The organism is Paenibacillus tepidiphilus (assembly GCF_008635795.1).
GTDB lineage: Bacteria > Bacillota > Bacilli > Paenibacillales > Paenibacillaceae > Paenibacillus_AQ > Paenibacillus_AQ tepidiphilus.
Genome location: NZ_VWRQ01000075.1, coordinates 1 through 660 on the forward strand (window position 1 = coordinate 1; position 660 = coordinate 660).

Genomic DNA, 660 nt, shown 5'->3' on the forward strand with positions numbered 1-660 from the left:
GGTCACATTTTGCGGATATCGGAGGAGAGGATGGCGGTTAAGCGTACCCGTTTTTTAGGTATCCGGGTGACCGATGGGGAGTACCAGCAGCTGCTGGAGCGCTGCAATGGAAGGCAACTGGCGGTGTGGATGCGGGAAACCTGTCTCGATACGCGCCCGGCGCGGTCGTTGCGGCTGCCGTCCATCGATCCGGTTTTGCTGCGCCAGCTTGCCGGGATGGGGAACAACCTCAACCAGATCGCCCGGAAAATTAACGGCGGCCAGTGGTCAGGCGCTGACCGGGTTCAGGTGGTGGCCGCGCTGATGGCCATTGATGCCGAACTCGAGCGGCTGCGGCATGCCGTGCTGGAAAAGGGGGCAGACGATGATCGTTAAGTTTCATCCGCGAGGGCGAGGCGGCGGTGCCGGGCCGGTGGATTATCTGCTGGGGAAAGACCGCCAGCGCGACGGGGCCATCGTCCTGCAGGGAAAGCCGGAGGAGGTCCGGGAGCTTATCGACGCCTCGCCCTACGCCAAAAAGTACACCTCCGGCGTCCTGTCTTTTGCTGAACAGGATTTACCGCCCGGCCAGCGTGAAAAGCTGATGGCGAGCTTCGAGCGGGTTCTGATGCCCGGACTCGATAAAGACCAGTACAGCGTGCTGTGGGTTGAACACCGGGA

2 protein-coding genes are annotated in these 660 nt (G+C 62.0%); both read left to right on the top strand.

What is annotated here, in order from left to right:
- On the top strand, positions 1 to 375 hold a 375-nt coding region (locus F1379_RS29550), incomplete at its 5' end, for a MobC family plasmid mobilization relaxosome protein (protein ID WP_476739486.1).
- Positions 365 to 660 (top strand): hypothetical protein (locus F1379_RS29555; RefSeq protein WP_476739487.1); only part of this gene is annotated, 296 nt, incomplete at its 3' end. The genes F1379_RS29550 and F1379_RS29555, both read left to right, overlap by 11 nt.